The 24,937-nt window shown below is 71.0% G+C and carries 18 protein-coding genes; 7 read left to right on the top strand and 11 right to left on the bottom strand.

The features are described 5' to 3' along the window. Positions 1 to 2 precede the first annotated feature (2 nt). Positions 3 to 1,331 carry a protein kinase domain-containing protein gene (locus ACAX67_RS07960; RefSeq protein ID WP_370703272.1) on the bottom strand — a complete coding sequence of 443 codons (1,329 nt, stop codon included), beginning with the start codon at positions 1,329 to 1,331 and terminating at the stop codon, positions 3 to 5. Positions 1,332 to 1,446: 115 nt separating this feature from the next. Between ACAX67_RS07960 and ACAX67_RS07955 the strand changes: the two genes are divergently transcribed. Next, positions 1,447 to 2,145 (top strand): vWA domain-containing protein, encoded by a 699-nt coding sequence (locus ACAX67_RS07955; protein ID WP_370703271.1) that lies wholly within the window; start codon positions 1,447 to 1,449, stop codon positions 2,143 to 2,145. After that, positions 2,142 to 3,041, top strand: coding sequence for a protein phosphatase 2C domain-containing protein (locus ACAX67_RS07950; RefSeq protein WP_370703270.1), 900 nt, complete (start codon positions 2,142 to 2,144; stop codon positions 3,039 to 3,041). Before ACAX67_RS07955 ends, ACAX67_RS07950 begins: the two co-directional genes overlap by 4 nt. A gap of 29 nt (positions 3,042 to 3,070) precedes the next feature. Here the strand turns inward: ACAX67_RS07950 and ACAX67_RS07945 are convergent, their stop codons facing one another. Together ACAX67_RS07945 and ACAX67_RS07940 are read right to left on the bottom strand one after the other, a co-directional pair. Further along, positions 3,071 to 4,726, bottom strand: a complete 1,656-nt coding sequence (locus tag ACAX67_RS07945; protein WP_370703269.1) for a hypothetical protein — start codon at positions 4,724 to 4,726, stop codon at positions 3,071 to 3,073. Positions 4,727 to 4,817: 91 nt separating this feature from the next. Beyond that, positions 4,818 to 5,630 carry a protein kinase domain-containing protein gene (locus tag ACAX67_RS07940; RefSeq protein ID WP_370703268.1) on the bottom strand — a complete coding sequence of 271 codons (813 nt, stop codon included), beginning with the start codon at positions 5,628 to 5,630 and terminating at the stop codon, positions 4,818 to 4,820. Between the two features lie 190 nt (positions 5,631 to 5,820). On the opposite strand from ACAX67_RS07940, the gene ACAX67_RS07935 reads away from it, so the two are divergent. The 3 genes from ACAX67_RS07935 to ACAX67_RS07925 are packed head-to-tail and all read left to right on the top strand — an operon-like array spanning position 5,821 to position 9,341. After that, positions 5,821 to 7,440: an FAD/NAD(P)-binding protein gene (locus ACAX67_RS07935; protein ID WP_370703267.1), complete on the top strand. Its 1,620-nt coding sequence runs from the start codon at positions 5,821 to 5,823 to the stop codon at positions 7,438 to 7,440. Positions 7,441 to 7,471: 31 nt separating this feature from the next. Next, positions 7,472 to 7,948 (top strand): hypothetical protein, encoded by a 477-nt coding sequence (locus ACAX67_RS07930; protein ID WP_370703266.1) that lies wholly within the window; start codon positions 7,472 to 7,474, stop codon positions 7,946 to 7,948. 1 nt (position 7,949) lies between these two features. After that, entirely contained in the window at positions 7,950 to 9,341 is a 1,392-nt protein-coding gene (locus tag ACAX67_RS07925; protein WP_370703265.1) for an FHA domain-containing protein, read from the top strand. A 1-nt stretch (position 9,342) separates the two neighbouring features. Here the strand turns inward: ACAX67_RS07925 and ACAX67_RS07920 are convergent, their stop codons facing one another. The 6 genes from ACAX67_RS07920 to ACAX67_RS07895 all read right to left on the bottom strand — a co-directional run bounded on the left by ACAX67_RS07920 (position 9,343) and on the right by ACAX67_RS07895 (position 21,914). Next, a complete protein-coding gene (locus ACAX67_RS07920) occupies positions 9,343 to 11,349 on the bottom strand; it encodes a cation:proton antiporter (protein WP_370703264.1) in 2,007 nt (668 codons plus the stop codon). Between the two features lie 90 nt (positions 11,350 to 11,439). Beyond that, positions 11,440 to 12,516 carry an ABC transporter permease gene (locus ACAX67_RS07915; protein WP_370703263.1) on the bottom strand — a complete coding sequence of 359 codons (1,077 nt, stop codon included), beginning with the start codon at positions 12,514 to 12,516 and terminating at the stop codon, positions 11,440 to 11,442. Beyond that, on the bottom strand, positions 12,513 to 13,238 hold the full coding sequence (locus ACAX67_RS07910; protein ID WP_370703262.1) for an ABC transporter ATP-binding protein: 726 nt from the start codon (positions 13,236 to 13,238) through the stop codon (positions 12,513 to 12,515). Before ACAX67_RS07910 ends, ACAX67_RS07915 begins: the two co-directional genes overlap by 4 nt. Before the next feature lie 17 nt (positions 13,239 to 13,255). Continuing rightward, complete coding sequence (locus ACAX67_RS07905; protein ID WP_370703261.1) at positions 13,256 to 15,073, bottom strand: ABC transporter ATP-binding protein; 1,818 nt, start codon at positions 15,071 to 15,073, stop codon at positions 13,256 to 13,258. Then, positions 15,070 to 16,887, bottom strand: a complete 1,818-nt coding sequence (locus ACAX67_RS07900; protein WP_370703260.1) for an ABC transporter ATP-binding protein — start codon at positions 16,885 to 16,887, stop codon at positions 15,070 to 15,072. The genes ACAX67_RS07905 and ACAX67_RS07900 overlap by 4 nt, the downstream gene beginning before the upstream one ends. A gap of 74 nt (positions 16,888 to 16,961) precedes the next feature. Next, entirely contained in the window at positions 16,962 to 21,914 is a 4,953-nt protein-coding gene (locus ACAX67_RS07895; protein ID WP_370703259.1) for an NAD-glutamate dehydrogenase, read from the bottom strand. A gap of 137 nt (positions 21,915 to 22,051) precedes the next feature. Here ACAX67_RS07895 and ACAX67_RS07890 point away from each other — a divergent pair, with 137 nt between their 5' ends. Both ACAX67_RS07890 and ACAX67_RS07885 read left to right on the top strand, forming a co-directional pair. Continuing rightward, entirely contained in the window at positions 22,052 to 22,537 is a 486-nt protein-coding gene (locus tag ACAX67_RS07890; protein WP_370703258.1) for a DUF2505 domain-containing protein, read from the top strand. Further along, the gene (locus ACAX67_RS07885; protein WP_370703257.1) at positions 22,534 to 23,019 is read left to right on the top strand and encodes a DUF2505 domain-containing protein; all 486 of its coding nucleotides are present in this window, start codon (positions 22,534 to 22,536) and stop codon (positions 23,017 to 23,019) included. The genes ACAX67_RS07890 and ACAX67_RS07885 overlap by 4 nt, the downstream gene beginning before the upstream one ends. Here ACAX67_RS07885 and ACAX67_RS07880 read toward each other — a convergent pair. After that, positions 23,016 to 23,204, bottom strand: a complete 189-nt coding sequence (locus ACAX67_RS07880; protein ID WP_370703256.1) for a hypothetical protein — start codon at positions 23,202 to 23,204, stop codon at positions 23,016 to 23,018. The two genes, ACAX67_RS07885 and ACAX67_RS07880, sit on opposite strands and share 4 nt — an antisense overlap. Positions 23,205 to 23,264: 60 nt before the next feature. Then, on the bottom strand, positions 23,265 to 24,893 hold the full coding sequence (gene pruA, locus ACAX67_RS07875; RefSeq protein ID WP_370703255.1) for an L-glutamate gamma-semialdehyde dehydrogenase: 1,629 nt from the start codon (positions 24,891 to 24,893) through the stop codon (positions 23,265 to 23,267). Positions 24,894 to 24,937 lie beyond the last annotated feature (44 nt).

Genomic DNA, 24,937 nt, shown 5'->3' with positions numbered 1-24,937 from the left:
GCCTACGCCGGTGCGCCCGGCGGCGGGGTGGAGGGCTGACGTACCTGCACCGTGGCGTTGCGGATCTGGATCCGGGCGCCGTCGACGAGCTCGATGGTGCGGTCGGGGTCGAGCGTGAAGGACTGGCCGCCGGGATAGGCGACCGGCCAGGGGAAGTCGGAGGCGTTGTGCAGCCCCCACCGCGCGGGCTCCTGAGGGTGCTGGCGCAGGTCGCCGAGCACGACGGGGTGGTCGACCCCCGAGGCGAGGTGGTCGGAGCGGATCGCCGCCTGCGGCCCGACGGCGACGGTGCGGCGCCCGACCTGGAGGAGGTACGGCGGCCGCACCAGCGTGCCGTCCTGCCAGCACACCGGGTCGGGGTCGGTGCTGCTCCAGAAGTTCGTGGTCCCGCAGCTGGGGCACGCGAGCAGGCCGTCACGCAGGCGGTCCATCGCCTTGATCCACTGGCCCTCGGTGACCCGCGCTCCTGGCCGGCCCATCCCGTCGACGAACGCCTGGACGAACAGGTCGCGGAGGAACTGCGGGTAGATGTTCCAGTACTGCTGCACGATCTCCGCCGGCCGGTTGGAGTCGTCGGTGGGGTGCATGCAGAAGAGCGGGTCGGTGCCGAAGTGCGTCATCAGCCAGTGCGCGTCGCGGACGCCGGCGTCGGTCCGCCTCCCCTCGAGGGGATGGCCCAGGAAGAGCGCGTAGAACAGCAGGACCGCGAGCGAGTGCCGGTCGGTGTCGGTGTTGGGCAGCGTCCGGTACGTCGTGTCGCGCACCACCTCCGGTGCCATGAAGTACGGCGTCCCGAGGACCCGTCCCGTGCCGTTGTCGATGCCGACGTTGTCGTTGTCGCAGATCAGCACGTCTCCGTTGCTCGGGTCGAAGAAGACGTTGCCGAAGGAGATGTCGCGGTAGCACAGCCCCCGGGCGTGGAGGCGCAGGAAGCTGTAGCTCAGCTGGCGGCACAGCTCGATGATCGAGGAGAACGAGACGTCGAGCGGCTTGCCGTCGCGGTCGGCGTTGAGCAGCAGGAAGCTCAGCTCGAGGAAGCGCGCGTCGCGCAGGTGCATGACGTAGCCGAAGCTGGGCTGGCTCTGGACGCGGGCCATGCTGAGCGGCCACAGGAAGCGGGTGTGCGGCGAGCCGATCTCGACCAGCTGCTGCATCTCCTGGTACTGCTCGGTCGTCGCGCTCTCCGGCTTGTACCACTTCAGGGCGAGCGGCTCGCCGGTGTCACGGCGCACCTCGAACACGTAGCCCTGGCCACCCTGCCCCAGGAGGGAGGTGACCCGGGCCCGGCCCAGTGGCCCGAGGTCGACCTCGACGCCCTCTGCCAGCACCATGGGTGTAGCCGACCTCCGTGCGTGATGTTCCGCCTCCGGAACCGTTGCCAGTGTGTGACAATCTATAGCCTGGTCAGAGACGGCGGCGTCCAAACCCCGGTAACAGGAGATGGCCATGAGTGACCGCTTGGGCGGCGCCCTCGCGCGCAAGCCCCTCCACTTCATTTTCGTGCTGGACGTGTCCGGCTCGATGATGCGAGGTGGACGCATCCAGGCGCTCAACAACGCCATCTCCGAGGTGCTCCCGCACCTGCGCGACGAGGCGCGTGCCAACCCGCACGCCGAGCTGTTGATCCGCGTGCTCGCCTTCGCCAACGAGCCGCGCTGGGTGATCGAGGAGCCGACGTCCGTGGAGGACATCCACTGGGAGCGGCTCGAGGCCGTGCCGCGCGGCTTCACCGAGCTCGGCAGCGCCCTGCTGACCCTCACCGACGCCCTCTCCCACCTCGACGAGAGCTCCAGCGCCTATCCCCCGGCGATCATCCTGGTCTCCGACGGTCGTCCCACGCAGAGCAGCGGGACGACCTTCGCCGAGGGGCTCCAGGCCCTGCTCAACAACCGCTGGGGCGCGACCGCCGTCCGGCTGGCGCTCGGCGTCGGTCGCGACGCCGACATGCACTCCCTGCGCCGCTTCATCGGCGACGAGGACGTGCCGTTGCTGCGCGCGGACAACCCCGAGCAGCTGGTCGAGTACATCGTCTGGGCCTCCAAGGCCGCCAGCAAGGTCGCGTCGCGTCCGGTCGTCGGTGGTGGAGGCCTGTCCGCCGTGCCGCCGAGCCCGATCGGCGACCCGATCTGGAGCACCCTCGGGTGACGACCGAGCAGCACCAGCCCGGCTGGCGGGTCCTTTCCGCCTCCCAGATCGGCTCCGTGCACCTCCGCGACCACCTGCCGCTGCAGGACTCCGTCCACACCTGGACCAACGGCACCCAGGCGATCGCCGCCGTCGCCGACGGGCACGGCCACAGGGCGCACTTCCGCAGCGACACCGGCGCGGCGCTCGCCACGGTGTGCGCCGTCGAGGAGCTGCGTCGCGTGCTAGGCGACCTCGACGACCCCGAGACCGCCGGCGACGTGGTCACCTCCGCGGCCGCGGCGCTGGTCGACAGCTGGGTGGCGAAGGTGCAGCACCACATCGAGGCCAACCCCTACGACGCGACCGACGAACGCCAGGCCGCGGCGATCAGCGACCCGTTGCGGCCCTACGGCACCACGATCCTGGCGGCCGCCGTCTCCGGCGACCTCCTCGTCGTGTTGCAGATCGGCGACGGCGACTCGGTGATCGTCACCGACCAGGGCGAGGCCCTCCGCGCCGTGGCCGACGACCCGCAGCTCGACGGCCTCCACACCAGCTCACTCTGCGAGCCCGACCCGCTCAGCGCCCTGCGCACCTCCGTCCTCGACGCGCGGGTCGACGACATCGCCCTGCTCTTCCTCTGCACCGACGGCTTCGGCACCAACCGCGTCGACGCCGAGGGCTGGTGGCGCCAGACCGGCGAGCAGCTCGTCGACTTCGGTCGCACCCGCGGCCTCGACTGGATGCGCGACCAGCTGCCCGGGTGGCTGGAGGAGCCGGCCCGGATCGGCGGCGACGACACCACCATGGCCATCGTCGTCCGCGCCGACCTCGGCGCCGCAGCCGTCACCCGCCCGGTCCCCACGGAGCCGACGCCCCTCCCCGAGCTGGTCAACACCCTCGACCGCCCTTAGCGCCTCGCCCGCGAGGCGCGCTGCGCTCGCTAGAAGATGAGCTTGTAGAGCTTCTCCGGGTCGCCCTGGCCCTTGTCGTACATCTGCAGGTAGCAGCGGCAGTCGAGGTCGTCGATGTAGAGGACGCCGTAGCTGGAGCCGCCGTCCTGTTCCTCGACGTAGCCGTAGATCTTGCCCTGCTCGGGCTCGTCGTCGTCCTGCTGGCCGTTGCTGTTGTCGTCGTTGTACCAGTAGTCCACGACGAGCTGGCCGTCCTGGTTGGTCAGCGTCTTGGCGTTGGTGCGGTAGCGACGCAGGTCGTTGGCCTTGTCGAACTTGCCGACCCAGGTACGGCGGCCCGACCGGCGGCACTCGCTCTCCTCGGACTCCCCGCTGGTCTCGGTGGGGATGCGCTGGCAGTTGATGATGCCGAACGTGTCGTTGAAGTCCTTGACGTCCTGCGCGCTGATGCCGTCGGGCGGGGTCACGGTCGCGGTGACGGCCTTGAAGGTGCCGTCGAGCTGGTCGGCGGAGACCGAGGCGTTGCCGGTGATCTCGGCCGACTGCTTGCCGGCGGCGCTGTCCCAGTAGATGACCGGCGCGGCAGTGCTCGTCGAGTCGGCGGTCTTCGGGTCGAAGCGGTAGTAGGCGCCGGACTGGAGGTCGGAGACGATCGTGCCCTCTGCGTTGTTGAGGTGGCGGCGGCGGGCCGCGGTGAGCTCGGCGTCGGTGGTGTACGTCGTGAGCACCATCGTGCCCTGACCGAACGTGCACTCGATCCGCTCGGACTGACCGGACTGCGCGGCGCCTGCGACACAGGTGTCCATGCCGGAGGTGACCATCGTCGCGAGGCTCTGGTAGCGCTCGTTGAGGGCGTCGAAGCTCACGTCGGGGCCGGGCGTCCCGGTGTCGGTCGTCTCGCTCTTCTTCGCATCGGTCTTCTTGTCGTCGTCGCCGCCGCTGTTGAGCGCGAAGATGCCACCGACGACGACGGCCGCCACGAGCACGAGCACCCCGACGATGGCGCCGATCAGCACGCCGGTGCGCTTCTTCTTCGGCGCGGCGTGCCCGTAGGTGCTGAACGACTGGGTCGAGGGCGGCGGGGCGCCGTAGGACCCCACGCCGACGGGGCCGGGCGTCCCGGCCGAGGACGGACCTGCCGGGCCGCCGCCCGAGCTGGGCCACACAGCCGCGGTCGGAGCGGGCGCCGAGCCACCCGGGCCGGGCGGCACCGGCGCGGCCGGCGAGCCTGGCGGCGCGGGCGGCGGGCTCATCGGGGGCTGGGCCGCAGGCGGCTGCCCCGTGGGCGGCAGCATCGTGGCGGGTCCGGCGGGCGGGGGCGTCGGGGCCGACGCGTGCTGGGTGCGGTAGCGCCGTACCTGCTGGTCGGAGACCTTCCCGATCGCGTAGCCGAGCACGGCGAGCGCCCACATCGCACCGCCGACGTCGGCGCTGCCGCGGTCACGCGCGAGCCGCGCGCCGGCCTCGCTGACGGCGCGGTCGGAGTCGGCCCCGCTGTCGAGCATCGTCGTCATCGCCTGGAAGGCGCCGAGCCGGACCGCGTCGACGAGCAGGTTGATGTCGCCGGTGGAGGCGCTGTCCTCGTCGAGGTAGTCGTCGAGCGCACCGCGGAAGCTGTCGGCGTCGTTGAACAGCTCCCGGCCCTGGCTCCGGCCCAGGGCGTACAGGCTCTCGTGCAGTTCCATGGATCTCCCCGTCGGTGGTTCTCGTCGCGGACCGGCCCGCGAATCCTACGGTCGCGGCAGCCCGTGGTGCGTCACCGCACCCCTACTGTCGTCAGACGCCTGCCCCGAGGGCGGCGGCGATCCCGGAGGCCTTCTCCGCGACCTCCGCAGCCGTCCGGGGACGGGCGGTCACGTCGGTGGCCAGGCAGGCGCCGATGAGCTCGGCGGCGGCCGGCGGCAGGTCGGGCGCCAGGCTCGGCTGCGAGGCCAGGATCGAGCGCACGAGCAGGAGCGGCTCGGTGCTGCGCAGGTCGCCGTACACCCCTCGTCCGGTCAGCGCGAAGTGGAGGCACGCCCCCAAGGACCAGATGTCGCTGGCCCGCGACGCGGCGGCGCCGAGCATGATCGCCGGGTCGGTGAACTCGAGGCCGATCTGGCCCAGGCCGGTCATCACCATGCCCGGCGAGAGCAGCTGCGAGAGACCGAGGTCGGAGAGCCGCCCGCCGTCCTCGGCGATGAGGATGTTGGCCGGCTTGATGTCGCGATGGGCGATGCCCCGCTCGTGCAGCGCGTGGGCGGCGAGCGCCGCGTCGCGTACGGCGGCGACGGCCCGCCCCTTGTCGAGGGTCGTGTTCGGCTGCTCCAGCGAGCCGAGGGGCAGGTACTCCATCGCGTAGTAGAACGCGCCGCCGTGGCGGCCGGCGTCGTAGACCGCGACGAGGCGGTCGGAGTCGGCGACGCTGAAGTGCTTCAGCTCCCGCGTGGCGCGGCGGAAGGCGTCGTCGGACGTGGGTCCCGCGATGACCTTGACGACCACCTCGCTCGCCGCGATCCCGAGGCGGGCAGGCGCGTTGGCCAAGTAGTTGGTGCCGTAGTTCGACTCCCCCAGCGGCCTGATGAACTCATAGTCCGCGATGCCCTGCACGCGCGCCTCCGTTGCTGTCGCGGGTGCCCTCACCACTCTGGCGCCCTGCCGGTCCTCAGCATGTCATGTGCCACGGATCCGGCTCACCAAAACCGCCAGGACGCTTCAGGATTCGACCGCGCGTCAGCGGGTAGCCGGTGTAGCGTTCCGGACGCACCGAGGCGGAACTCCCCCCGAACAAGGAGGCGCGTTGATCGAGCCCACTGCAGCGTCGGTGGTGCCGACCACCGACCCCAGCACGTACCTGCCCGCCCAGCCCATGCCGGTGGGCGACCTCACCGAGCAGATGCTCGCCACCGACTTCTGGACCGACGAGCTGGTGGCGGCCGCGGGCATCCCGATCGTGGACGTGCCCTTCGTGACCGTGGGCTCGGGCATCGGCAGCTTCGTCACCGTGGACTACCTGCGGATCGCGGGCGTGCCGACCTCGCAGATGCGCGTCCTCGGCACCCTCGACCACCCGTGGCAGACCTACGAGTACCTCACCCGCGTCTCCCAGATCCCCCGCACCGAGCGGCTCCGCTCCGACTCGGCGTCGCGCCCGGACAACATCTGGGGATTCCCGTCGTACGGCCTGGCCGAAGGCATCCGCCACTTCGACCTCAAGGTGCTGTGGGGCCTGTTCACCGAGCCGATCTTCTCCGACTACTACACCCCCAAGGCCGGCGCGGCCTTCGAGGGCATGGAGCGCGAGAAGAACCGCATCGGCTACGACGAGATGCTGGTCAAGGGCCTGGTCCGCATCGTGCGACGCCGGTACGGCGGCGGCTACTTCACGATCCTGACGCCGCCGGAGGGCGCGTCGGCCACCAAGCGGGTGGCGTTCCGCTCGCAGTACGTGCACCTCGCCGTCGGCTACCCGGGCCTGAAGTTCCTGCCCGAGCTGCAGCGCTACCGCACCGAGCACAACGACTACCGCCACATCGTCAACGCCTACGAGTCCCACGAGCACGTCTACGAGCGGCTCATGCAGCAGCCCAGCACCGTCATGGTGCGCGGTGGTGGCATCGTCGCCGCCCGCGTGCTGCAGCGGCTGATGGACGACCGCCTGCTGCGCGGGGCGCAGACCAACATCGTGCACCTGTTCCGCACCTACTACCACGGCCCCAACGACGGCTACGGCAACGACGAGGACCCGCGCCCCGGCGGCGGGAAGACCCGCATCTTCATGCGTCGTCGCGGCGAGAACGGCTGGGCATACCAAGGCTTCAACTATCCGAAGTCGGTGTGGGGCGGTCAGCTGAAGAAGCAGGTGCGCGGGCTCGAGGGCGAGCAGCGCGCCGAGCTCTACAAGCGCATGGGCGGCACCAACACCCCCTGGCGCAAGCTGTGGCAGAAGCAGATGAACCAGGGCCGCCGCGAGGGCTGGTACCGCTGTGTCGTCGGCACCGTCGATGACATGCAGCCCAACGGTGAGCGGATCGTCAACCACGTCAGGACCGCGCAGGGCGTGGTGCCGATCGAGGTCGACTTCGTGATCGACTGCACCGGCCTCGAGGCCGACATCGCCGAGCACCGGCTGCTCAAGGACCTCCTCGAGCACGGAGGCGCGAGCCGCAACCCCAGCGGCCGGCTCAACGTCGACCGCAACTTCGAGCTGATCGGCACCCGCTCGGGCAACGGCGCGATGTACGCGTCCGGGGCGACCACCCTCGGCGGCTACTTCCCCGGGGTGGACACCTTCCTGGGACTGCAGGTCGCCGCCCAGGAGATCTACCTCGACCTCAACAAGCGGAAGTTCTGCAAGCGGATCGGGCCGGTGCGCTCGACGATCCAGTGGTGGAAGTGGCTCTTCGGGAGCAAGCCGTGACCGTCCCGTCGACCTCTCGAGGAGTCATCTGATGCTGCCCACCCTCAACGGGCGCCTCCAGACCCGGATCTTCATGCTCGTCGTGTTCGGCGGGATCATCACCTTCCTGATCACGCCGGTGCTGCCCGACGGCGCGCCGGGAGTGCCCGGCTTCGACGGGACGTTCTACCGGATCACCTACGTCATCCTGGCGACCGTGCTGGTGCTCGGCATCCTCTGGGAGCTGCTCTACCACCTGATCCAGCAGTTCCGCTGGGAGAAGGACTGGCCGACGATGTTCGGCCTCATCACGATCCTCAACGAGGGCGCGCTCGTCTGGCTGCTCCTCGAGCTGGGCCTGGTCCCGGGGATGCCGGACGGGTTTTACGACTACGACCTGCCGTCCAGCTTCTTCTGGGCGTTCTTCGTCGACTTCACGGTGATCTGGATCGTGATCTGGCTCTGGACCAACGGGCCGATGCGGGTGCCGCTCGTGAAGTGGCGCTTCTTCGGCGGAAGGATCGTGTGACGTGAAGCAGTCAGCTGAGGACTGGGCCCGAGCGACGGTCGTCCCCGGATCCGGGGAGGGCACGCTGGCCCGGGTGGGACCGGTCGTCCTCCTCGTCGGCTCGACGGACCCCGAGGTGGTCCGTCCCTACGTCGACCACGCGCAGATGGTGGCGGCCAACGGCGGCCAGGGTCGCCAGCTCGTCCGCGGCTACGCCCTGATGCTGTCGACGGGCGAGCAGTCGCCCGGCTTCGCCGCCCTCGCGCCCCACTCCACCGGACTGGCGGTCTTCGTCGACGGCGACGTCGTGGTGACCGTCGGCGACCAGCGGATCTCCGGCGCCGACTCCCTCGCGTGGGTCGAGAAGCTCGTGCCGTGGCCCGTCGACGAGGTGAGCGTCACGCTGCCGGGCGCGAGCGCGGCCGATGCGTCGTCGTCGTACCGCCTCGACGGCGGGGTCATCCAGGCCGGTGCGCTCGTCGTCCCGGCCGGCGCCCCGGCCGGCGACAGCATGATGGTCGCACCGCCGCTCGGCGGCACCATGGGCGTGCCGTCGGAGGAGGTGCTCAAGGACGACACCGCCGACGACCTCGTGCCCGTGCCGGCCGAGGACGCCGCGGTCGCCCCCGTCACGCCGGTGATGCCGGTCGACCCGGTCTGGCCCGAGACGCCCGCGGCTCCGCCCGTGGCGGCGACTCCGCCCGCGCCGCCCGCTCCCCCGGCCGCCCCGGAGCCCGTGGCACCCCACGACCACGCCGCGCACGCCCACCCGCACGCGGCTCCTGCCGCGCCGGCAGGGCGACCGTTGCCGCCGCCGCAGGCCGACGAGCGCGTCGAGTTCCAGTCGGTGCTCATCGGCGACCTCGACGACGACGACTTCGAGCCGTTGCCGATCGTCGACGACCCCAGCGTGATCGAGGCCGCGCCCGGCGCGCCGCGCGAGGAGGTGCGCGGCGTCTACTGCAAGAACCGCCACTTCAACGACCCGCGCCAGCTCTTCTGCGCGATCTGCGGCATCAACATGGTCCAGCAGACGCCGGTGCTGGTGAACGGCATCCGTCCGCCGCTGGGCGTGGTGGTGCTCGACGACGGCTCGGTCTTCCAGCTCGACACGCCGTACCTACTCGGTCGCGACCCGAGCGCCGACGAGCGCGTCCAGTCCGGCGAGTTCCGCGGGCTGCCGATCATCGACCAGTCCAACCAGGTCTCCCGCGTCCACGCACGGCTGGAGCTGCGCGGCTGGGACGTCGTGCTGATCGACAACAACTCGACCAACGGCACCTTCATCCACGTGCCCAAGACGCCGGACTGGCAACGACTCCCGTCGGGCGCCGAGCACATCCTGGTGCAGGGCTCACGGATCCGGATCGGTCACCGCACGCTCGCGTTCAACACCCACGCCGGCGGGGCCTGAGCTAGGCGTCGGCCGTCGCACCCAGCTCGACGGACGCGAAGTCCACGGGTACGGCGGCAGGCTCGGCCTTCACGCCGACGGTCCCCCCGCTGCCGAGTCCTGCGAGCGCTCCGACGGCGACGACGGCCGGGGTGAGACCGGTGTCGGGGTCGGGCGTGGCCGGGTCGGTCACGCGGACGCCGCGAGCCTCGAGCGCCGCCCGGATCGCACCTGCGCGCTTGGCGTCGGCGGCCAGCTGCAGCGCGACGCCACGCGCGACGGCCAGACGCGCGGCGAGCACGACCGCCGACTCACCGTCGGAGTCACCGGAGAAGCTCACCGCGACGGCAGCGCCCTCGGGGAAGGGCTCGGTGCCCTCGGCGAGCACCGCGGCCGGACAGTCGACGACGCCGAGGACGGCGTCGCAGGACGGGTCGTCGGACCACACGACGACGCCCTGCGGGAGCAGCACCTGGACCAGCTCGACCAGGTCTCCCTGGACGTCGGCGCTCGGGTGCGCGATGACCCGCACCGGCACCCCGGCCCGGTCACCCCAGCGCACCAGCTCCTGCTGGCGCTCCATCGCGGCCGCCATCTCGGCCAGCTCGCCCGACAGCCCGCTGCCGACCTCGAGCGGCCGGCCCTGCGGCTGGATGTCGGCGATGACGATCTCGGCCGGTCGTGCGCCGGCGAGCATCGCCACGGCGAGGTCGAGCGGCACCGTGTTGGCCGCCCCGGGCCGGCTCACCACCAGGATGCGGTCGACGGCTTCCGCCCCGAGCGCAGCGCGCTCGGCCTCGGCGATGTCGCGCGCCACCCGGCGCTTGGGGTAGGCGAAGTTCAGCAGCGGGCCCGTCATGATCGTGGTGACGAGAGCCATCACGACCATCATCGTGAAGAGGTCCTCCCCGAGCAGGCCGAGGTCCTTGCCGACCTTCAGGATCACCAGCTCGGTGAGGCCGCGGGTGTTCATCAGGACGCCCAGTGCGTTGGCCTGCCAGTGCGGCACACCGGCGGAGCGCGCGCCGAGGTAGGCGCCGACGTACTTGCCGATGATCGCCACGGCGAGGATCGCCAGCAGCTGGAGGAGGTTCTCCCCACTCAGCCCGCGGATGTTGACGCCGAGGCCCGCGACGAGGAAGAAGACCGGGAGCAGCAGCAGGACCGAGAGCTGCTCGAGGCGGATCAGGATCTCGTGGCGCAGGGCGGCGGCGTTCTCGTGCGGGATGATCGCGCCGAAGAGGAACGCGCCGAAGATGTAGTGGACGCCGAGGTACTCGGTCGCGGCCGAGAAGAGCAGCAGGCCCACCAGCACGATCGACATGATCGTCGGGGTCAGCTCGCCCTTGCTCTGGTACATCCGCGTGAGCACCGTCAGCGCGGGCCGCACGACGAAGATCGCGAACAGCGCGAAGGGCACGGCCAGGTAGATCACCCAGCCGGGGCCGTGACCGTGGCCCTCCCCGCCGGCGATGCCGATGACCACCGCGAGGATCGTCCAGGCCAGCACGTCGTCGACGGCGGCGCACGCGAGCGCGATGCCCCCCGTCTCGGTGCGGTGCATCCGGCGGTCGGTCAGGATGCGGGCGAGGACCGGGAAGGCCGTGATCGACATGGCCGCGCCCATGAACAGGGCGAACGGCAGGAAGTCCTTGCCCTCGGGACGCAGGTCGTCGAGGAAGTGCGCGAGCAGGATGCCCATGCTGAAGGGCAGCAGGATGGAGACCACCGAGACCGACCCCGCGACCCTCCCCCGGCCCTTGACCAGCGACACGTCCAGCTCGAGACCGACGACGAACATGAACAGCACCAGGCCGATGCTGGCGAGGAGCTGCAGGAACGGTCGGCTGTCGAGCGGGAAGAGGTGGTCGCTGATGGCCGGCCCGAGCAGGCTGGGACCGAGCAGCACGCCCGCGAAGATCTCGCCGACGACCGGCGGGATGCCGATCCGCCCGGCGACCATCCCGGCCAGCCGTGCGACGACGATGATCAACGCCAGCTGGGACAAGATGACGGTGATGTCGTACAACGCGGTCTCCTCGCTTCCGGTGCCCGCGTCAGCCTAGGGGCTGGACCCGAGCCCGTGGCGCGTTATCGCGACGGCCGTGCCGGCCGATGCTCAGGCGGTGTCCCAGCGGAACAGCTTCGCCGCGATCGCCGTCACCACGACCGCGAACCCGGCCAGCACGAGGAGCGGAGCGAGCGCGGCACCCGGCCCCTGCCCCCGCACGAGGACGTCGAGCATGCCCTGGTTGAGGTGGCGCAGGGGCAGCACGTCGCCGATGCGCCGTAGCCAGGCCGGCGAGCCGTCGAGCGAGAAGAACGAGCCGCTGAGGAAGGCCATGGGGAGCACGAAGAAGTTGGCCATGTTGACCGCACCTTCCGCGGTCTTCGTGACCGCTCCGGCGAGCAGGCCGACGGCCATGAAGCACAACGTGCCGACCAGGACGAGTGGGATGCTCATCCACCACCAGCCGGTCAGGGTGAGCCCGAACGCGGCAGCGCCGAGCCCGAGGAAGATCGCGGTCTGGCCGAGGGCGATCGCGAGCGTGACGGCGACGCGGGCACCGACGATCGTGCCGGTCGAGACCGGCGCGAGCTGGAGGCGGCGCAGCAGCTTCGTCTGCCGCCAGCCCTGGAGGGTCGCAGCGGCGCCGAAGGAGGCGCTCATGGCGATCGCCCAGCCGAGGAGACCCGGCGTGACGAACTGGATGGTGGTCAGCGAGTCGTCCTCCACCCGCTGGGCGTCGAGGGCGAACCGCGGGGGCTCGCCGCTGGCGGCCACGTTGGCGCCGTCGACCAGCGCGGTCAGGGTGCCCCGCGTGATCGCCGCCTTCACCTGGTCGGTCTGGGTGTAGTGCGCCACGAGGGTGTCGCCGCGCTGCTCGAGGACCACGTCGGCGTCGCCCTTCTCGACCTCCTCGAGGGCGGCGTCGCGGTCGTCGTACGCCTCGACGTCGAACGTCGCGGCGAAGGACTGCGCCGCGTCGTCGGGCAGGTCGTCGAGCAGCGGTACGTCGCCGACCGTGATCAGGTGGATCTCGGACTCGTCCTGGTTGGCGAGCAGCACACCGAAGAGCACGAGGAACATCAGCGGGAAGACGATCGAGAAGAAGAGGGCGGACCGGTCGCGGACGAAACCACGCAGGATGGCGACCGAGAGGGCGCCGAAGGGAGTGCGGAGGAGCCGTCTCATGCGCGGTACTCCCGTCCGGTCAGCGCGAGGAAGACGTCCTCGAGGTTGCCGGTGGCGGCGTGCTCCGCGACGAGGGCTCCCGGGGCGTCGTACTGCAGGAGCCGACCGCGGTCGATGATCGCCACCCGGTCGCAGAGCGTCTCGGCCTCGTCCATGTGGTGCGTCGTCAGCACCACCGTGCGGCCGTCGCCGTTGATGCCGCGCAGCAGGTCCCAGAGGTTGCGACGCGCCTGCGGGTCGAGGGCGGCCGTCGGCTCGTCGAGGAACACCACCTCCGGGTCGTGCACGAGCGCGCAGGCGATCGACAGGCGCTGCGCCTGGCCGCCCGACAGGTCCTCGACCCGGGTCCGCGCCTTGTCGGCGAGTCCCACCTGCTCGAGCCACGCGGCGGAGGCGCTGCCGGGCACCCGGTAGAGGGCGGCGAAGGTCTCGATCTGCTCGCGGACCGTGAGCCGCTCGAAGAAGGCCGACGCCTGCAGCTGGACGCCGATCCGCGGCTGCAGCCGGGGGTTGCGTGGCCAGGCCCGCTCACCCAGCACCGTCACCTCGCCGGCATCCGGCTTGCGGAGGCCCTCGACCATCTCCAGCAGCGTGGTCTTGCCCGCACCGTTGGGACCGAGCACCCCGACAAACTCGCCCTCCTCGACCGACAGGTCGACGGCGTCGACGGCTGTCAGGTCGCCGTAGCGCTTGGTGAGTCCGACCACCGAGATCGCTGTCACGCAGCGACTCTATGGCCTCAGGCGAGCGACTCGAGCCAGGCCTGGTGCAGGTCGGAGAAGTGTCCCTCTCCCCCGTCGACCAGGTCCTGCGGAGCGCCGTCCTCGACGATCCGGCCGTGCTCCATGACGATCACCCGGTCGGCGATCTCGACCGTCGAGAGCCGGTGGGCGATGATCACGGCCGTGCGGCCGGCGAGCACGGTGCGCAGTGCCTGCTGGACGAGCCGCTCGGACGGTACGTCGAGCGACGACGTCGCCTCGTCGAGGATGAGCACCGCGGGGTCGGCCAGGAAGGCCCGCGCGAACGCGACGAGCTGGCGCTGGCCCGCGCTCAACCGTCCGCCCTGGTTGGCGACCTGGGTCTCGTAGCCCTCGGGCAGCGCAGCGATGAAGTCGTGGGCGCCGAGCGCCCGCGTCGCCGCCTCGACGTCGGCCATCGACGCGCCCGGCCGACCGAACCGGATGTTGTCGGCGATGCTGCCGGAGAAGAGGTAGTTCTCCTGCGTCACCATCACGACCGCGCGGCGCAGGGCGTCGGAGGTCAGGTCGCGCAGGTCGACCCCGTCGAGCCGCACCTCGCCCTTGGTCGGGTCGTAGAAGCGGGTCGCGAGCTTGGCGACCGTCGTCTTGCCGGCGCCGGTCGTGCCGACCACCGCGAGCGTCTGCCCCGCGGGCACGAGCAGGTCGAGGTCGTCGAGGACGAGCCGGTCGTCGACGTAGGCGAAGTCGACGCCGTCGAAGTGCACCTCGCCGCGCGCCGCGACCAGCGGCGTCGGGTCGGCCGGCTCCGGGACGCTCGGCTGCTCGCGCAGCACGCCCGCGAGCTTGTCGAGCGCCGCCGACGCCGACTGGAAGGTGTTGTAGAACTGCGAGATCTCCATCATCGGCTCGAAGAACTGACGCAGGTAGAGCAGGAACGCGGCCAGCACACCGACCGTGACCTCGCCGTGGAAGGCGAGGTAGCCGCCGTAGAGCAGGACCACGGCGATCGTGACGTTGCCGATCAGCCGGATCCCGGGCATGAACCACGCGACCAGCCGGAACGCGACCAGGTTGGCGCGGCGGTACTGGTCGTTGACGTCGTCGAAGATCTCCTGGTTGCGCGGCTCCCGACGGAAGGCCTGGACCGCCCGGATGCCGCCCATCGACTCCACGAAGTGGACGATGACGAGCGCGACCTTCTCGCGGGTCACCTGGTAGCTCTTGGCCGACGACTTCCGGAACCAATTGGTGAGCCACCACAGGAACGGCCCGCAGCACAGCGCCACCAGGCCGAGCTTCACGTCGAGGAAGAGCAGCAGGCCTGCCGTGCCGACCAGGGTGAGCGCCGCCGTCACCAGGCCGTCGAACCCGGTCTCGAGCATCTCGTAGATGGCGTCCACGTCGGAGGTCTGGCGGGAGATGACACGGCCGGAGGTGTACTCGTCGTGGAAGGCCGGGCTCAGGGCCTGGAAGTGGCGGAACACCCGGCGTCGTACCTCGAAGAGCACGTCCTGGCCGACCTTGCCGGAGCGCACCAGGAACAGGTTGCGCGCGACCGCCTGGGTGATGGTCGCGCCGAGCACGATGCCGACGATGACGAGCAGGGGCTGCAGGTCGTTGTGGGCCGCGATCGGCGGGATGCCCTTGTCGATGCCCTCCTTGACGAGGTAGGGGATCGAGAGACGCGCGGCGTTCTCGACGAGCACGATCGCCACCAGCGCCCAGATCGCCCACTTGTAGGGCTGGAGCAGCTCCTTGAGGAGGGTGGCCGAGCCGCCCTCGAACCGCCGCTCGATCCGCTCGTTGGCCTCGTCCTCGTCGACCTTGGCGATGCCGCGCCACGTGGTGCTCATCGCACGGCCTCCTCGAGGGACGGATCGGCCGCGAGCAGCTCACGGTAGGCCGGCACCGTCGCCAGCAGGTCGCGGTGGTCGCCGACGTGGGTGATCGTGCCGTCCTGCAGCAGGGCGACCTTGTCGGCCAGCAGCACCGTCGACGCGCGGTGGGCCACGATCACGCCCGTGGTGTCGGCCAGCACCCGGCGCAGGGCCTCCTCGACGAGCGCCTCGGTGTGCACGTCGAGGGCGGACAGGGTGTCGTCGAGCACGAGCACGGCGGGCCGGGCGAGCACCGCGCGGGCCAGGGCCAGCCGCTGGCGCTGGCCGCCGGAGAGCGCCATGCCCTGCTCGCCGATGCGGGTGTCGAGGCCCCACGGCAGGTCGCGGGCGAAGCCGGCCTGGGCGACGTCGAGGGCCTCCTCGACGTCCTCGTCGGAGGCGTCGGCGCGGCCCAGCGTCAGGTTCTCCCGCGCGCTCATCGAGAACAGGGTCGGGTCCTCGAACGCGGTCGCGACCAGCTGACGCAGGTGCACCAGGTCGAGGTCGCGCACGTCGATGCCGTCGATCGTCACGGCACCGGCCGTCACGTCGTAGAGACGGGGCACCAGGGCCGTGAGCGCGGTCTTGCCGGACCCGGTGGCGCCCACGACGGCGACGGTCTCCCCCGGGCGGACGTCGAGGTTGACGTCGCGCAGCACCGGCTCGTCGGGCGCGTCGGGGAAGGCGAAGTCGACGTGCTCGAAGCGCAGGTGGCCCCGCGGCTGCACGACGATCCGGTCACCACCCACGACGTCGGACTCGGTGTCGAAGATCTCCAGGATGCGGGCCGCCGAGGTCATCGCCTCCTGGGCCATTGCGAGGATCACGCCGAGCGACGCCACCGGCCACACCAGGGACAGCATCAGCGTGATGAAGGCGACCAGCTCACCCGGCGTGAGCGCGCCCTTGCCCACCCCGATCGCGCCGAGCAGCAGCACCAGCACCACCGCGCAGTTGGGGATGACCTCCAGGAAGGTCCAGAACCGCGCCGAGAGCCGCACCTTCTCCATGGAGGTGGCGTGCAGCTGGCGGGCTGCCGTCTCGTACTGCTCGCTGATGTAGCTGCTGCGGCCGAAGGACTTGATCACGCGGATCGCGACCGCGGCCTCCTCGGCCCGCGTCGCCAGGTCGCCCTGCTCGTCCTGCACGCGCCGGGAGACGAGGACGTACTCCTTCTCGAAGCGCATCGAGAGCCACACGATCGGCGCGGCCGTGCAGGCGACCACCAGACCGAGCGGCCAGTACATCGCCAGGAGCACCCCGGTCACGGCCATGACCTGGAGGATGTTGATCAGCAGGAAGAGCATGCCGAAGCCGAAGAACCGGCGGATCGCCGACAGGTCGGTGGTCGCGCGCGAGAGCAGCTGGCCCGACTGCCACCTGCTGTGGAAGCTCATCGGCAGCGCCTGCAGGTGGGCGTAGAGGTCGCCGCGCATGGCCGTCTCGACGTTGAGCACCGCGTTGGACTGCACCCAGCGCCGCCACCAGGTGAGAAAGGCCTCGAGCACGCCCAGCGCGAGCACCGCCAGGCCGAGCGGCAGGACCGGGTCGAGCTCGCCGTCGGTGATCGGCCCGTCGATGAGGGCCTTGATCACCAGCGGGATCGCGATCGCCACGACGATGCCGAGCAGCGCCGTGGACAGCATCACCGCGAGGGCGCGCCGGTGCGGGCGGAGGTAGGAGCGCAGGCGCCACAAGGAGTGGACGCCTGCGGGAGGCGGGCGGTCCGGATCAGGCCCGAGCGGGTCGCGCTCCGACCGACCAGGACGCTGGTGCGTGGAGGTCGTCATCGGTATCCCCGACATTAGGTCGTGACACCGACAGACCGCGAATCAATATGGGCCGGCGGTGCCGACCAGCCTCGTCAGGCGAGGAGCCCACGCACCACCCGGAGGGCGACGGAGACGCGCGCGAGGTCGGTGTCCTCGTCGGCGCAGATCGCGCCCAGCGTCTCCTCCGCCCGGGCGACCACCCCACCCGTGGACGACTCCCAGGCCTCCACCCGACGAGCGGCGTCGGCGCGCAGCTCCTCGGCGTCGGCTCCGGACGTGCCGTCGCCGGCCCCGGTGGTGGCGAGCACCTCGGCGGTGAGCTGGGCGTGGACGGAGTGCAGGTCGTCGCGGAGGGCGGCGCGCGCCATCGTCTGCCACTGGTCGGCGCGGGGCAGGGCGACGATCCGCTGCTGCAGCACGGAGAGGCCCAGCCGCTCGCCGAGGGCGAAGTGCACGCGTGCCACGTCGCGCGGCGGCAGGTCGTCGCGCTCCGCGATGTCGACCACGTTGAGCAGGGCGTAGGCCACGTCGAACGACGCCACCCGTGCCGCGAGCTCCTCGGGCACCCCCTGCTGGACGAGCGCGGAGCGACGGGCGTCGTAGGCCGCCAGCTCCCGCCCGGTCAGCAGCTCCGGCAGCTCCAGCATCGTCGCCTGCACCGGCGCGGCGAACAGGTCCACCGTCCCCTGGCTGTCGAGCGGGGGCCGCCGGTTGGTGATCAGCCAGCGCGACGCCCGCTCCACCAGCGTGCGCATGTCGACGCGCATCCGGGTCTGCAGCGCGGCGTCGATCTTGTTGTCGTACGTCGCCAGCTCCTCGCGCAGCGGCAGCGACCCGAAGATCTCCCGCGCCACGAAGTTGGCGCGGGTGAGCTCGGCGGCCGAGGCACCCGTCTCGCCCGCGAGACGGAGCCAGTAGGTCATGCCGGCGCCGTTGACCAGGTCGTTGACCACCTGGGTGACGATGATCTCGCGGCGCAGCGGGTGCTCCTCCACCGCGGCCGAGAAGCCGTCCCGGACAGCGGGCGGGAAGTACGACACGAGGTCCAGCACGCAGTAGGGGTCCTCGGGCAGGTCGGACTCGAGCAGCTCCTCGGCCAGCACGATCTTCGTGTAGGCCATCAGCACCGAGAGCTCGGGCTGGGTCAGCGCGCCGCCGGCCTCGAGACGCCGCTTGACCTCCGCGGTCGGCGGGAGCGCCTCCAGGTCGCGGTCGAGGCGGCCCTCGGTCTCGAGCTGGTGCATCCACTGCTCGTGGACGTGCAGCAGCGACGGCGCGTTCTTCGCGGCGTTGGCGAGCGCCAGGTTCTGCTCGTAGTTGTCACGCAGCACCAGCTCGGCGACGTCGTCGGTCATCGACGCCAGCAACGCGTTGCGCTGCTTCTCGGTCAGGTCGCCGTCGGCCACCACCCGGTCGAGCAGGATCTTGAGGTTGACCTCGCGGTCGGAGGTGTCGACGCCGGCGGAGTTGTCGATGAAGTCGGTGTTGATCCGACCGCCGTCGCGGGCGTACTCGATGCGGCCGCGCTGGGTGCAGCCGAGGTTGCCGCCCTCCCCCACCACGCGCACGCGCAGCTCCGTGCCGTCGACGCGGATCGCGTCGTTGGCCTTGTCACCCGCGTCGGCGTTGGTCTCGGTCGAGGCCTTCACGTAGGTGCCGATGCCGCCGTTCCACAGCAGGTCGACCGGCGCCAGCAGGATCGCCTTCATCAGCTCGGCCGGCGTCATCGTGTCGACATGGCGCACGATGCCCAGCGCGGCCCGGATCTCCGGGGTGACCGGGATCTTCTTGGCCGAGCGCGGGAAGACCCCGCCGCCCTGGGAGATCAGCGACCGGTCGTAGTCCTGCCAGCTCGAGCGCGGCAGGTCGAAGAGCCGCTGGCGCTCGGCGAACGACGTCGCGGCGTCGGGCTCGGGATCGATGAAGATGTCGCGGTGGTCGAACGCGGCGACCAGCCGGATGTGCTCCGAGCACAGCATCCCGTTGCCGAACACGTCGCCGGACATGTCGCCCACCCCGACCACGGTGATGTCCTCGGTCTGGCAGTCGGTGCCCAGCTCGCGGAAGTGCCGTCGTACGGACACCCAGGCGCCCTTGGCCGTGATGCCCATCGCCTTGTGGTCGTAGCCCACGGACCCGCCGCTGGCGAAGGCGTCGCCGAGCCAGAAGCCGTAGTCCTTCGAGACGCCGTTGGCGATGTCGGAGAAGGTCGCCGTGCCCTTGTCGGCGGCGACGACGAGGTAGGAGTCGTTGCCGTCGCGCCGGACGACGCGCGGCGGCACCACCGTCTCGCCCCCGACCAGGTTGTCGGTCACGTCGAGCAGGCCGCGGATGAAGGTCTTGTAGCACTCGATGCCCTCGGCGAACCAGGCGTCGCGGCCGCCCTCACCGGCAGGGTCCGGCAGGTGCTTTGCGTAGAAGCCGCCCTTCGCGCCCACCGGCACGATGACCGTGTTCTTGACCATCTGCGCCTTGACCAGGCCGAGGATCTCGGTGCGGAAGTCGTCGCGGCGGTCGGACCAGCGCAGGCCCCCGCGGGCGACCGCGCCGAAGCGCAGGTGCACGCCCTCGACACGCGGCGAGTAGACGAAGATCTCGTACTTCGGCCGCGGCTCGGGCAGGTCGGGGATGGCCGACGGCTCGAGCTTGAGCGAGAGATAGGTCTTCGGCCGCTTGGAGTCGCCGTCGTGCTGGAAGTAGTTGGTGCGCAGGGTCGCCCTGATGTGGGTCAGGTAGGAGCGCAGGATCCGGTCGTGGTCGAGGCTGACCACGTCGTCGAGCGCCGCCTTGATGCTCTCCTCCAGACCGGCCGCACGCTGCTCGCGGGTGGGGTCGTCGAGGTCGGGGTCGAAGTTGGTCTCGAAGAGCGTCACCAGCATCCGCGCGAGGTCGACGTTGTCGGCCAGCGCGCCCTCGATCGAGTCGATCGCGAAGGGCGAGTTGCCCTGCCGCATGTACTTCGCGTAGGCGCGCAGCAGCATCGCCTGCCGCCAGGTCAGGGACGCCCGGAGAACGAGGGCGTTGAACCCGTCGATCTCCGTGAAGCCGTCCCAGATCGCGCGGAGGGCGTCGGCGAACAGCTCACGCGCCTGCTCGGGCAGCGCCCTGCTGTAGCGCAGGCCGAAGTCGTAGACGTGCGAGACCCGCTCCAGCCCCACCAGGCCGTAGGGCCGCTCGTCGACGACCTCCACGCCCATCGAGGACAGCATCGGGAGCACCTCGGACAGCGACAGCGGCGGACCGACGCGGAAGACCTTCAGCCGAGCCTCGCCGTCGGCGGCGTCGAGCTCGGAGTAGAGGGCCTGGTCGATGCCGGCCTCGCCCTGGATCGCCTCGAGGCGACCGAGGTCGACGGCCGCCGTGCGCGCCGGGAAGTCCTCCTTGTAGGCCTCGGGGAAGGCGTCCGCGTAGCGCCGGCCCAGGATCGCGCCGACCTCCTCGCCGTACTCCGCCGAGACCGCGTGCAGGAAGTCCTCGTGCCACGAGCGCGACGCGTCGATGAGCCGCCGCTCGAGGTCGGCGGTGTCGATGTCGGGGATCGTCTCCCCCGCCGGCATCCGCACCACGAAGTGCACGCGCGCCGTGGTCGACTCGCTGATGCTCACGTTGAACTCGATCGAGTCCGGGTCGATCCGGCCCTCGCCGATCACCTGCGCCAGGATCCGCACGAACTTCTGCCGGACGCTGGTGTTGTAGCGGTCGCGCGGCAGGTAGATCAGCACCGAGAGGTAGCGGTCGTAGGTGTCGCGCCGGATGAGAAGGCGTACGGCGCGCCGCTCGCGCGCCTGCATCGCGGCCTCGGCGATCGGGGCGAGCTCCTCGACCGGCGTGTGGAACAGCTCGTCGCGCGGGTAGGTCTCCAGGGTGTCGAGCAGCGCGTTGCCGTCGTGGCTTCGCGGGTCGAGGCCCGTGCGCTCCAGCACCTCGGCGACCTTGCGCCGCAGCAGCGGCACGCGGAGCACCGACTCGGTGTAGGCCGCGCTCGACAGCAGGCCGAGGAAGCGCCGCTCACCGACGACCTCGCCCTCGGCGTTGAACGTCTTCACCCCGACGTAGTCGAGGTAGGCCGGCCGGTGCACCGTGGCCCGGGAGTTCGCCTTCGCGAGCACCAGGAGGTTCTTCTCGCGGGCCTTGGCCTTCACCTGGCCCGAGAGCCGGCCGAACGCCGCCGACCTGCGGTCCTGCGCCGAGCCGTCGCGGAGGATGCCCAGGCCGCTGCCCGGCACCGGCCGGAGGACGTCGTCGGTGCCTGACTGCTCGCTGTCTCCGCCGTCGCCGCCGGCCACCTGCTCGAGCCGGTACTCCCGGTAGCCGAGGAACGTGAAGTGCTCGTCAGCGAGCCACTCGAGGAGCTGGCGCCCCTCCTCGATCTCCGCCTCGGGCAGCGCGGGCGGGCGCTCGTCGAGGTCGTCGACGATCGTGTGCACCTGCTCCTGCATGGCCGACCAGTCCTCGACCGCGGCCCGGACGTCGCCGAGCACCCGCCGTACGTCCTCGGCAAGGCGGTCGGCCTCGCCGGAGTCCTCGGCGAGGCGGTCGATCTCCACGTGCATCCACGACTCGCGCACCGCGCCGGACGACGGGGCCGCCGAGCCGGCCGAGACCGGGCGCAGCGACAGCAGCCGGCCGTCGGCGTCGCGCTCGACGTCGATGGTCGGGTGCAGGACCAGCCGTGCGTCGCGGTGCTGCCGCGCGAGCTCCATGGTCAGCGAGTCGACGAGGAACGACATGTCGTCGCTCACGACCTCCACCACCGAGTGACCGCCCGCCGACCAGCCGTGCTCGGCGACGGTCGGGGTGTAGACCCGGACCTTCGTCGTGCCGGCCGTCCGCTCGGCCGCGAGGTGGTGGTGGGACGCGAACGCGCCGTAGACGTCGACGTCGCTGCGGTCGGCGAGCTCGTCGGTGCTCACGTGCCGGTAATAGGCCACCAGCAGGGGCACGATCGCCCCGTCAGGGGGCGCGACGGCTCCCTTGCCGTGGCGGGCCACCTCGGCGGCCTGGTCGAAGATCTGGTCGCGGTCGCTGTGCGTCGTCGTTGACACAACGCCACAGTATCGCCGGTGCTCAGCGGATGCAGCGGGAGGATCTACGGACGCGGCAGGGGATTTCGTCGCGTCGTACGAACACCGCTCCGCGAGGCCTCTCCTCCGGCGTTGCGCGATGCGCGAAGATGTCCCGCATGAGGTTCCAGCACACGTCCTCCTACGACGCCACCGTGGAGCAGGTCCACGCGATGCTCACCAACCCGGACTGGCGCCGGCGCGTCGGCGAGGCGCAGGGGGTGGTGTCGTCCGACGTGACGGTCACCCCGCAAGGAGAGGGCTGCCGGATCGTGATCGACCAGGTCCAGAACACGGCCGGACTGCCCGCGATCGCCAAGAAGATCGCCGGTGACACCACCCGTGCGGTGGTCACCGAGGTATGGACCTCCCCGACTTCGGGCACTCTCGAGATCCTCGCGCCGGGCAAGCCCACCAGGGCGGTCGGCACGGTGTCGCTGGTCGCCGACGGTGACCGCACGCGGCACGTCACCGACCTGGAGGTCACCGTGAAGGTGCCCCTGGTCGGCGGCAGGCTGGAGAACGTGATGGCCGACAACATCGGCCGGGGACTCGAGGTCGAGCAGGCCGTCGGCGTCGCCTGGCTGGAAGGAGAGCGCTCATGAGCACCCGGATCGTCCAGGAGCTGCAGTACGACGCCCCGCTCGCCGACGTGGCGGCGATGCTCGCCGACCCCGCCTTCCGCGAGGCCGTCTGCGTCGCGACCAGTGCGACTCGCTACGAGGTGTCGGTCAAGGGGGTCCAGGGCGACCCGATGGACGTCGTGATCGAGTACGCCCAGCCCACCGACCGGGTGCCGGGCTTCGCCAAGAAGTTCGTCGGGTCCGAGGTCGACATCCGTCAGTCCGAGAGCTGGACCAGCCTCGAGCACGGCGACATCCACGTGACGATCCCTGGCAAGCCGGGCGAGATGAAGGGCACCGCGGTGCTGTCCGAGAAGGACGGCGTCACGACCGAGACCGTGACGCTCGACATCACGGTCAGGATCCCGCTCGTCGCCGGCAAGATCGAGGGCCTGATCGGCAAGATCCTCGGCTCCGCGCTGCGCGCCGAGAACCGCACCGGCATCACCTGGCTGGCGCGCTAGTCACCCTCGGGCGGCGTCACGCGGTCCGTCTCGCGCGCGGCCGCGGCCTCCTCGGCCTCCTCGCGCGCGTCCTTGCGGCGCTGGATCACGATCACGATGCCGAGCAGGATGAACGGGCCGAACGCGAGCACGATCGTCAGGACCTGCTCGAACGGGTGCAGGGTGCCGAGGTGCCAGGGGATCACGTGACCCAGTCTCTCAGGGGTGCCGACCCTCACTGATCGCGCACCTCACCGCCGAGATGCTCAGCCCATGTAGGGGTACGCGTGGTCCGTCGGGGGGTTGAGGGTCTCCTTGATGGAGCGCGGCGAGGTCCAGCGCAGGAGGTTGACGGCCGCACCGGCCTTGTCGTTGGTGCCGGAAGCGCGCCCGCCGCCGAAGGGCTGCTGCCCGACCACGGCACCGGTCGGCTTGTCGTTGATGTAGAAGTTGCCCGCGGCGAAGCGCAGCGTCATCCGCGCCCACCGGATCGCGGCCCGGTCCTGGGCGATGATCGCACCCGTCAGGGCGTACGGCGCCGCCGACTCCGCCTGCAGCACGACCTTCTCGAAGTCGGCGTCGTCGTAGACGTGGACGACGAGGATGGGCCCGAAGTACTCGGTGGAGAACATCTCGTCGGTCGGGTCGTCGGCGACCACGATCGTGGGCCGCACGAAGTAGCCCACGCTGTCGTCGGTGGTGCCGCCCGCCACGACCTGCAGGCCCGGGGTCGCCTTGGCCCGCTCGATCGCCTGGGTGTGCTTGGCGAAGGCGCGGTCGTCGATGACCGCGCCGAGGAAGTGGGAGAAGTCCGTCGGGTCGCCCATCGAGAGCGCCTCGGTCTTGGCGACGAGGTCGTCGCCCATCCGCTCCCACACCGAGCGCGGGACGTAGGCGCGCGAGGCCGCCGAGCACTTCTGGCCCGAGAACTCGAAGGAGCCCCGGATCAGCGCCGTGGTCAGCACGGCCGGGTCGGCGCTCGGGTGGGCGATGACGAAGTCCTTGCCACCGGTCTCCCCCACCAGGCGGGGATAGGTCCGGTAGCGCGGCAGGTTGGCGCCCACGGACTGCCACAGCCGCTGGAAGGTCGGCGTCGAGCCGGTGAAGTGGATGCCGGCCAGGTCGGGGTGGGCCAGCGCGACCTCGGAGACCTCCAGGCCGTCGCCGGGGAGCATGTTGATCACGCCCGGCGGCATGCCGGCCTCGATCAGCAGCTCCATCGTCAGCGACGCGGCGTGCTGCTGGGTGGGGCTGGGCTTCCAGATGACGGTGTTGCCCATCAGCGCAGGTGCGGTCGGCAGGTTGCCGGCGATCGCGGTGAAGTTGAACGGCGTGATCGCGTAGACGAAACCCTCGAGCGGGCGGTGGTCGGTGCGGTTCCAGATGCCCGGGCTGTTGGCGATCGGCTGGTCGGTGAGGATCTGCTTCGCGTAGTGCACGTTGAAGCGCCAGAAGTCGATGAGCTCGCACGCAGCGTCGATCTCGGCCTGGAAGGCCGTCTTCGACTGGCCCAGCACGGTCGCGGCGTTGAGCCGCTGGCGCCACGGCCCGGCCAGCAGCTCCGCGGCCTTGAGCAGGATCGCGCAGCGCTCGTCGAAGGGCATCCCCCGCCACGCGGGCGCGGCCTCGGTCGCCGCGTCGACCGCACGCTGGGCGTCGGCGGCCGTCGAGTTCTTCAGCACGCCGAGTACGTGGGCGTGGTCGTGCGGCTGCACGACCTGGATCTCGGCCCCGCCGCCGGCGACCCACTCCCCGCCGATGTAGGCGTCCATCCGGTGCTCGGTCGCCTCCTGACGCTCGATCTCCGCGGCGAGCGCGTCGCGCTCGGCACTGCCGGGGGCGTAGGTCAGGTTCGGCTCGTTGACAGGGGTCGGCGGGAACGTGATCGCGTCCATGCTCCCGATGTTGTCAGACAAAAGGGGGAGGACCCAACCCGCGC

The sequence above is a fragment of the Nocardioides candidus genome (assembly GCF_041321175.1).
GTDB lineage: Bacteria > Actinomycetota > Actinomycetes > Propionibacteriales > Nocardioidaceae > Nocardioides.
This window is presented reverse-complemented; position numbering and strand designations above follow the sequence as displayed.